Here is a 7,834-nt window from a genome sequence, read left to right as displayed (position 1 = left end):
CACCAGCAGCTGAAGGAGGAACTCGGCCTCGATCACTTCGAGGGGCGATCATGGGCCGGGCGGCACCGCCACGCGCTGATGACGATGATCGCCTACGCCTTCCTGCAAGCCCAGCGGCTCGCTGCGGCGAAAGGGGGGAAAAAACCAGCCGCCGGGACCGCCGCCTGAGCCGAGCCTTCCCGCCGTCAGACGCGCCTTGCAGCAGCATCTCTTCGGCCCCCACAGCCGCCGATGTCCGCACTGCAGCCAAAGCCTCGCCGTCAAATTCATGGCCACTTTGCCAAAGTCGTGCTAGGCGTTGACGACCGCCTCGGTCTGGTCCGTTGCCGAGGCGTGGCAGGAACGAGCCCCCCCTCAGCAGGCACCACAGACCGGGGGCCAAGGGCCATCGGCCTTTGCCCCCGGCCCCCATCCCGCCGAAGGCGGCGCGCCTCGCTGGGCGCGCCGCTAGCGCCCCGCCAGCCGCGCGGCCCGCGCCCGCACCGCCGGCACCGACAGCAGCAGCGACCCCAACGTGACCGCGCTCAGCACCGCGCTCACCGGCCGGGTGAAGAACGGGCTCACGTCCCCCGCCGTCAGCGTCAGGCCACGCAGCAGGTTCTTGTCCAGCAGGTCCCCCAGCACCAGGCCGAGGATCAGCGGCGCCACAGGGAACTTCAGGTCGCGCAGCACGAACCCGATCAGCCCGAACACCAGCATCACGCCCATGTCGAACTGGCGCGATGCGATCGCGTAGGCGCCCACGCAACACAGCACGAACACCACCGGCATCAGCCGCTCGCGCGGCACCAGCAGGATCCACAACAAGGGCCGCACCAGCAGCAGCCCGAACACTAGCTTCGCCATGTCGGCCAGCACCAGCATCGCCACCACGCGATAGATGAAATGCGGCGCCGTCACGATCAGCATCGGCCCCGGGTTCAGCCCATGGATCATCATCGCGGCCAGCAGCACCGCCGCCGGCGCCGAACCCGGTACGGCGAGCGTCAGGACGGGAATGATCGCCCCGGGCACGCAGGCACTCTCGCCCGTCTCGGCACTCATCAGCCCCTCGATCGAGCCCTTGCCGTAGAGCTCCCGCTCCTTGGACCCGCGCCGCGCCGCGGCATAGCTCGTCCACGCCGCGATATCCTCGCCCAGCCCCGGCAGCGCACCGATGAAGGTGCCGATGAGCCCGGAGCGCAGGATCGTACGCCAGTACCGCGTGATGTCCTCGAGACGCGGGATCACGCTGTCCACCTCGGCCGCCACCGGCTGCATCCGCGGCCCGCGCATCACCTGCAACACCTCGGCGACGCCGAACGCCCCCACCAGCGCCGGCAGCAGGCTGATCCCGCCCGCCAGGTTCGGGTCGCCGAACGCGAAGCGCGCATAGGCGTGGTTCGTCTCCTGCCCGATCGTCGAGACGAACAGCCCGAGGAACCCGGCGATGTAGCCCTTCAGCGCATCGCCGCCCGAGAGCGTCCCCGCGATCACGATGCCGAACATCGCGATCCAGAAGAACTCGTAGCTGCCGAAACTCAGCGCCATCTCGCCCAGCGTCGGCGTCAACAGCGCCACCATCGACGTCCCGACCAGCGTGCCGAGCCACGAGCCCGAGGTGGAGATCCCCATCGCCCGGCCCGCCTCCCCCCGCCGCGCGAGCGGATAGCCATCGAGCGTCGAACAGGCGGACGCAGGCGTGCCCGGAATGTTCAGCAGAATCGCCGAGCGGCTGCCGCCATAGATCGCGCCGACATAGATGCAGATCAGGATCTGGATCGCCGCATCCGGCTGCATCCGATAGGTCAGCGTGGTCATCAGCGCCACGCCCATTGTCGCCGTCAGTCCAGGCAGCGCGCCGATGATGATGCCGAGCAGCGTCGCCCAGGCGACATTGAACAGCGTCGAGACCGTCATCAGCGAGGCGAACGCGTCGCCCAGCATGGCGAGCTGCGTCATCAGGGCAGCCGCACCAGGAAGACGCGCTCGAACACCAGCGTCACCACCAGGCCGGTGATGATCCCGAGCGCGATGCCTTCGATGACGCGGCGCAGCCGCCTCTCCTTCGGCGTCATCGGCCACTCGAACAGGATGGTGAAGGACGCGACGAACAGCGCCGCCGCCGCCCAGAACGGCACGCGGCCGATCAGCCCGAACACCAGCGCCACCCCGAGCGCGGCCGCGAGCGCCAGCCGGGGCGTCGAAGCGCCCTCGACCCTGCGCCACTCCGCCGGCGGGCCGCCGTCCGGCCGCAGCGCCCCGCGCAGCACCGCGCGCACCCCGAGCACCAGCGACAAGACCCCGATCACCACCGCGTGGAAGCCCGGCACGATGCCGGGCGCGGTGAAGGGATCCCCGCCGCGATCGGTGAAGGTCGGCATCGCCCACGCCCCCGCGAACGCCGCCGCCGCGAAGGCCAGCAGCACCGCGGCCGTGATCAGGTCGGTGCGCGCCTTGGGCGGCGGGGTGACGTGACTGGCTGCGCTCTCGTCCGCCACTGCGGGCTTACGGCCGCGCGATCCCGACCGCCTCCGGCGACAGCTTGGTCTTGCCGGCGTCGTGATACAGCCAGGCCGTGCGCGTCACCATCTGCATCGCGCCGTTGAACGCCTCCTCGCCGTGGATCGGCGTGAAGATCGCACTGCGGTTCTCGGCATAGCGCTTCAGCGCCTCGCTGTTCCTGATCTTGCGCTCCCACGCCATGGTCATGGACTGCACCACCGGCGCCGGCGCACCCTTGGGAATCCAGATGCCGAAATAGTTCACCGGCGCCACCATGCCCGGCACCCACTGCGTGATCGGCGGGATCTCGCCGAAACCCGCGAGCGGCACCGGCTTGTCGGACAGCGCGACCAGCGGGCGCAGGCGGTTGCCGCGGATCATCTCGGTCATCTCGACCAGGAGCTGGCTGACCGCCTGGGTCTCGCCCGCGACCGTCGCCACCACGGCGGGGTTGCCGCCCTCGTAGGTGACGTGGCGGTATTGCAGGCCCGGAACGGCGGCGCGGATCATCTCCATCATGTTGTGCCCGGCGGAGGAGAGCCCGGCGGTCGCGACCGGGATCGTCTGGCCGCGCGTCTTCAGCGCCTCCAGCAGCTGGCCGAAGTCGTGGAACGGCGTGTTCGGATTGACGCTGATCACCGAGACGTTCGCGACCGCGAAGAACAGGTGCCAGTCGGCCAGCATGGTGTCGAGCAGGCCGAGCACCTTGTAGGTGCCGACATCGACCGCCGCGCCCGCCGCCCAGGTGTAGCCGTCGCGCGCCGCTTCGAGCGCGTTGCGCGTGCCGATCGAGCCCGAGGCGCCCGGCTGGTTCACCACCACGAAGCGCTGGCCGAGCTCGCTCTCGAGCTCGGCCGCGACCACGCGCGCCATCTGGTCGGTCGAGCCTCCGGCAGCCCAGGGTACGATGATGGTCACCGGCCGCTCGGGCCGCCACGGATAGCCCTGCGCGGCTGCCGGCAGGGCAGGCAGCACGGCGGCGGATGCGGCCAGGCCGACAAAGGTGCGACGCTTCATGGACCCCTCTCCCCGTTGCGGGTAACTTGTTGGTTACCTGATGGTCCACCGGATCGAACCAGTGCGTCAAGCGAGGGAGGAAGCGGGTGCGCGTGCTGCAGATCGGCTGCGGGAATTTCGGTCTCGCGCATCTCGCTGGCTGGTCGCGCGTCGGTCTTGCGGGCTCGCTGACGGTCGCCGATCCGCGTCCTGATCTCGCCGATATCCTCGCCATTCACGCGCCGACTGCGCGCGGCGTTGCCGATTGGCGCGCCGCCTTGGCCGAGGCCGATCTCGTCGATGTGCTGACGCCGACCGACACGCACCACGCGATCGCCTCCGCCGTGCTCGACGCGCGCAAGCCGCTGTTCCTCGAGAAGCCCGCCACACCCACGGCCGAGGAGGCACGCGACCTGCTCCGCCGCGCCGAGTCCGGCCCTGTGCCCGTGCAGGTCGGCATGTATCTGCGCTTCCACCCCAAGGGGGCGGCGCTGAAGGCGCTGGTCGCGGAGGGCGCGGTCGGGCGCGTGCTGCATTGTTCCGCGCGGTTCGTCGGCATCAAGCGGATGCGCGCCGACAGCGGCCCGCTCGCCAATGACGCGGTGCACTTCATCGACCTGATCCTCTGGCTGATCGGCGAGACGCCCTCGCGCGTCTTCGCCACGTTGCGGGACGACGAGGGGCGCGGCCATGACGATCTCGCCGCGGTGCAGATGCGCTTCCCTTCCGGTGCAACGGCGCTGGTGGAGGCCGGCTACCGCCTGCCCGGGGCGACTCCTGATCCGTTCGTTCCAGGCACGCTCTCGACCAAGGAGCTGATCGTCACCGGCACGGCAGGCGTCGTCCGGTTCAGCCTGACCGATGAGCGGCTGACGCTCTGGCGCGGGACGCACCGGTGCGCGGGCGCGATCTTCGTGCCCGACTACGGCGAGGCCGAGGAGATCGGCGCGCCCTCCGCCGATCCGCCCGAGGTGATGGCGCGGCAATTCGACCATTTCCTGCGCGTGCTGCGCGGCGAGGCCGACCCGATCGCGACGCTGCGCGACGCCGGCGTTGCGGTCGCCGCAGTGCTGGATGCGGCACGCGCGAGCAGCCGCTGCGACGCCGTGGTCGGGATCGCGGCCTGATGCGGTTCAGCCTGTGCAACGAGGTGGTGCGCGAGCTGCCCTTCGCCGCCCAATGCGACCTCGCCGCGTCGCTCGGCTATGACGGCATCGAACTCGCGCCCTTCACGCTCGGCGCGGATCCCCATCGCCTGCCCGCCGCCGAGATCGCCGCGCTCCGTCGCGCCGCGTCGGACGCCGGGATCGCCATCACCTCGCTGCACTGGCTCCTGGTCGCGCCGGCGGGGCTGTCGATCACCAGCGACGACGCGGCAACCCAAGCGCGCACGCTGGACGTCATCGCCGGGCTCGTGGCGCTCGCCGCCGAACTCGGCGCGACGCATCTCGTGCACGGCTCGCCCGCGCAACGCGTGCTGCCGGAGGGCGCGGACCGCGAGGCCGCCCGCGCGCGCGCCATCGACGCCTTCGCCTTCGCGGGCGAGCGCGCACGCGCGGCCGGCGTCGTCTATTGCATCGAGCCGCTTGACCGCGGTCAGACCGCGTTCGTCAACACGATCGCGGAGGCGGCGGCGATCGTGCGCGCCATCGGCAATCCCGCGCTGCGCACCATGCTGGATACCTGCTCTGCCGCGAGCACCGAGACGGAGCCTCTAGATGCGCTGGTCGCGCGCTGGCTGCCCACCGGGCTGATCGCGCATGTCCACCTGAACGATGCGAACAGGCGCGCGCCCGGCCAGGGCGCGGTGCGCTTCACGCCGGTGCTCGCGGCGCTGCGCGCGCAAGGCTACACCGGCACCGCGGCGATCGAGCCGTTCGAGTACATCCCCGACGGCCCCACCTGCGCCGCGCGCGCGATCGGCTACCTGCGCGGCCTCCTGGAGACCCTGACATGACCGCACCGCGCATCACCCTCGAGGATCTGCGGTGCTTCGAGTGGCCGTTCCGCCTGCGCCTGCCGTTCCGTTTCGGCGTCATCACCGTGACGCATGGACGCCAGGCGGTCCTGGTCGCGCGCGTGCGGCTGGAGAACGGCCGCGTCGTCGAGGGCATGGCGGCCGAGACGCTGGCCGCGAAGTGGTTCGACAAGGACCCGGCCCTGACCGACGAGCAGAACGAGCACCAGCTCCGCCGCGCGATCGAGATCGCGCGCAACGCCTATCTCGCCGCCGGGCCGAGCACGCCGTTCGCGCTGTTCGCCGACAGCTACGCAGGCGTCCTGGCGCAGGCCGCGATCGAGCGCCTGCCCCCGCTGGTCGCCGGGTTCGGCCCTGCCCTGATCGACCGCGCCATCCTTGATGCCGTGCTGCGCGCGCATGGCGTCTCGTTCGCGACCGGCATGCGCGCCAACGTGGCCGGGATCGCGCCGCATCCGGCGATCGCCGATCTCGACGGTTTCGACTGGAACGGATTTCTCGCGGGCCTGTCGCCGCAGCCGCGGATCGCCGCACGCCACACCGTCGGCCTGGTCGATCCGATCACCGCGTCAGACCAGCCGGCAGCATCGCGCGTCGAGGACGGCCTGCCGGAGACGCTGGAGGAGGTCTGCACCACCTACGGCCACACGCATTTCAAGCTGAAGGTCGGCGGCGATGTTGCGGCGGATGTCGATCGGCTGTCCCGCATCGCCGCGGTGCTGGATCGCCTCGCGCCCGGTTACGTCACCACCCTGGACGGCAACGAGCAGTACGCCGATGCCGAGGCGGCGCTCGCGCTCTGGCGCGCGATCGAGGCCGAACCGCGCCTCGCCAGGCTGCGCCAATCCGTGCTGTTCATCGAGCAGCCGGTGAAGCGCGCGGCAGCACTCGCGGCCGACATGACGCCGCTGGCCACGTACCGCCCCGTGATCGTGGATGAGAGCGACGGCACGCTCGATGCGTTCCTCGCGGCGCGGGAACGAGGCTACACCGGCGTGTCGTCGAAGAACTGCAAGGGCTTCTACAAGAGCCTCGTCAACCTCGCGCGCTGCCGTGTCTGGAACGGCGAGGCCGGTGCGGAGCGCTTCTTCATGAGCGGCGAGGACCTGACCACGCTCGCCGGCCTCTGCGTGCAGCAGGACCTCGCGCTCGTGTCGCTGCTCGGTCTTGGACATGTCGAACGCAACGGGCATCACTTCGTGGATGGCTTTGCCGGCCGGCCGCGTGCCGAGGCCGAGCGCTTCCTTGTCGCGCATCCGGGCCTCTACCGTCCGAGCGCGCGCGGTCCGCGGCTCGCCATCACCGAGGGCATGCTGGATCTCGGCAGCCTCGACTGCGCGGGCTTCGGCTCGGCGGTGCTGCCTGGCACCGCTGCGATGGAACCGATGCCGAAGGCCGCGTGGCCGGTCAGTTGACGGTGATGTTGGCCTCGCGCACGACGCGGCCCCACATCGCCGTCTCGGTGCGCATCCGTTCCGCGACCGCCTCGGGCGTCGAGGAGACAGGATCGGCGCCCGCCTGAACCAGCCGTGCACGCACCGATGCGTCACCGAGGGCGGCGTTCAGCGCCGCGTTCAGGCGCGCGATCGCGGGCGCCGGCGTGCCGGTCGGCGCCATGATCGCGCCCCACGACGTCGCGGACGCACCGGCGAGCCCGGCCTCGGCCATGCTCGGCACCTCGGGCAGCAGCGGATGGCGCGCCGCGCCCGTCACCGCGAGCGCGCGCACCCGTCCCGCCTGCACCTGGCCGATGCAGGACGGCAACTGGTCCAGCATGATCTGCACCGTGCCCGCGACCGTGTCGTTCAGCGCCGGCGCCGAGCCGCGATAGGGCACGTGCGTCAGCTCGATACCGGCGGTGAGGCGGAACAGCTCGGCGACCATGTGCGTTGAGCTGCCGGCGCCGGCCGAGCCGTAGGCGAGCCGGGTCGGCTGGGCCTTGGCCAGCGCGATCAGCTCGCCGACCGTCGTGGCCGGCACGGCGGGGTGCACGATCAGCACGTGCACGGTCTCGAACGCCATGCCGATGCCCACGAGATCGCGCGCGGGATCGAAGCTCATGCCGCGATAGAGATGCGGGTTGATGGTCAGTCCGCCCATCGTCCCCATCAGCAGGTTGTGGCCGTCGGGCGGGCTGCGCACGACGGTCTCCGCGCCGACATTGCCGCCGGCGCCGGTGCGGTTCTCGACCACCACGGGCTGGCCCAGCGTGCCGGACATGTGCTCGCCAAGCACGCGCGCGACCACATCGGTGGCGCCGCCGGCCGGAAACGGCACGACGAGGCGGACCGGGCGCGAGGGCGCCCAGGACTGCGCGTGCGCCGCCAGCGGCGTCAGGGCCGCCGCGATCAGGGCCGATCGTCGTGTCAGCATCGC

General features: G+C 71.2%; 7 protein-coding genes and 1 pseudogene. 4 read left to right on the top strand and 4 right to left on the bottom strand.

What is annotated here, in order from left to right:
* A pseudogene (locus F563_RS24865) lies at nt 1–168 on the top strand (IS701 family transposase); the annotation flags it as partial.
* 279 nt (nt 169–447) lie between these two features.
* Here the strand turns inward: F563_RS24865 and F563_RS0112925 are convergent.
* Genes F563_RS0112925 through F563_RS0112915 form a run of 3 tightly spaced genes read right to left on the bottom strand, consistent with a single transcriptional unit; the run spans nt 448 to nt 3,501 of the window.
* Nucleotides 448–1,941 carry a tripartite tricarboxylate transporter permease gene (locus F563_RS0112925; RefSeq protein ID WP_019015099.1) on the bottom strand — a complete coding sequence of 498 codons (1,494 nt, stop codon included), beginning with the start codon at nt 1,939–1,941 and terminating at the stop codon, nt 448–450.
* Nucleotides 1,941–2,480: a tripartite tricarboxylate transporter TctB family protein gene (locus F563_RS0112920; protein ID WP_019015098.1), complete on the bottom strand. Its 540-nt coding sequence runs from the start codon at nt 2,478–2,480 to the stop codon at nt 1,941–1,943. The genes F563_RS0112925 and F563_RS0112920 overlap by 1 nt, the downstream gene beginning before the upstream one ends.
* Nucleotides 2,481–2,487: 7 nt before the next feature.
* Complete coding sequence (locus tag F563_RS0112915) at nt 2,488–3,501, bottom strand: Bug family tripartite tricarboxylate transporter substrate binding protein (protein WP_019015097.1); 1,014 nt, start codon at nt 3,499–3,501, stop codon at nt 2,488–2,490.
* Nucleotides 3,502–3,587: 86 nt separating this feature from the next.
* Here F563_RS0112915 and F563_RS0112910 point away from each other — a divergent pair, with 86 nt between their 5' ends.
* Genes F563_RS0112910 through F563_RS0112900 form a run of 3 tightly spaced genes read left to right on the top strand, consistent with a single transcriptional unit; the run spans nt 3,588 to nt 6,873 of the window.
* Nucleotides 3,588–4,607 (top strand): Gfo/Idh/MocA family protein, encoded by a 1,020-nt coding sequence (locus tag F563_RS0112910; protein ID WP_019015096.1) that lies wholly within the window; start codon nt 3,588–3,590, stop codon nt 4,605–4,607.
* Nucleotides 4,607–5,437, top strand: a complete 831-nt coding sequence (locus F563_RS0112905) for a sugar phosphate isomerase/epimerase family protein (RefSeq protein ID WP_019015095.1) — start codon at nt 4,607–4,609, stop codon at nt 5,435–5,437. The genes F563_RS0112910 and F563_RS0112905 overlap by 1 nt, the downstream gene beginning before the upstream one ends.
* Nucleotides 5,434–6,873: an enolase C-terminal domain-like protein gene (locus tag F563_RS0112900; RefSeq protein WP_019015094.1), complete on the top strand. Its 1,440-nt coding sequence runs from the start codon at nt 5,434–5,436 to the stop codon at nt 6,871–6,873. The genes F563_RS0112905 and F563_RS0112900 overlap by 4 nt, the downstream gene beginning before the upstream one ends.
* On the opposite strand, the gene F563_RS0112895 is transcribed toward F563_RS0112900, so the two are convergent.
* Nucleotides 6,866–7,831, bottom strand: a complete 966-nt coding sequence (locus F563_RS0112895) for a Bug family tripartite tricarboxylate transporter substrate binding protein (RefSeq protein WP_019015093.1) — start codon at nt 7,829–7,831, stop codon at nt 6,866–6,868. The two genes, F563_RS0112900 and F563_RS0112895, sit on opposite strands and share 8 nt — an antisense overlap.
* Between the last annotated feature and the right edge of the window lie 3 nt (nt 7,832–7,834).

Origin of the sequence: Elioraea tepidiphila DSM 17972 (assembly GCF_000378465.1) — a bacterium.
GTDB classification, from domain to species: Bacteria; Pseudomonadota; Alphaproteobacteria; order Acetobacterales; family Acetobacteraceae; genus Elioraea; species Elioraea tepidiphila.
Note: the sequence above shows the minus strand (reverse complement) of the source record. Positions and strands in the feature narration are given on the sequence as shown.

Coding starts and splice junctions, on each gene's coding strand:
- F563_RS0112900 (WP_019015094.1), top strand. CDS start 5,434: ATGACCGCACCGCGCATCACCCTCGAGGATCTGCGGTGCTTCGAGTGG.
- F563_RS0112905 (WP_019015095.1), top strand. CDS start 4,607: ATGCGGTTCAGCCTGTGCAACGAGGTGGTGCGCGAGCTGCCCTTCGCC.
- F563_RS0112895 (WP_019015093.1), bottom strand. CDS start 7,831: ATGCTGACACGACGATCGGCCCTGATCGCGGCGGCCCTGACGCCGCTG.
- F563_RS0112925 (WP_019015099.1), bottom strand. CDS start 1,941: ATGACGCAGCTCGCCATGCTGGGCGACGCGTTCGCCTCGCTGATGACG.
- F563_RS0112915 (WP_019015097.1), bottom strand. CDS start 3,501: ATGAAGCGTCGCACCTTTGTCGGCCTGGCCGCATCCGCCGCCGTGCTG.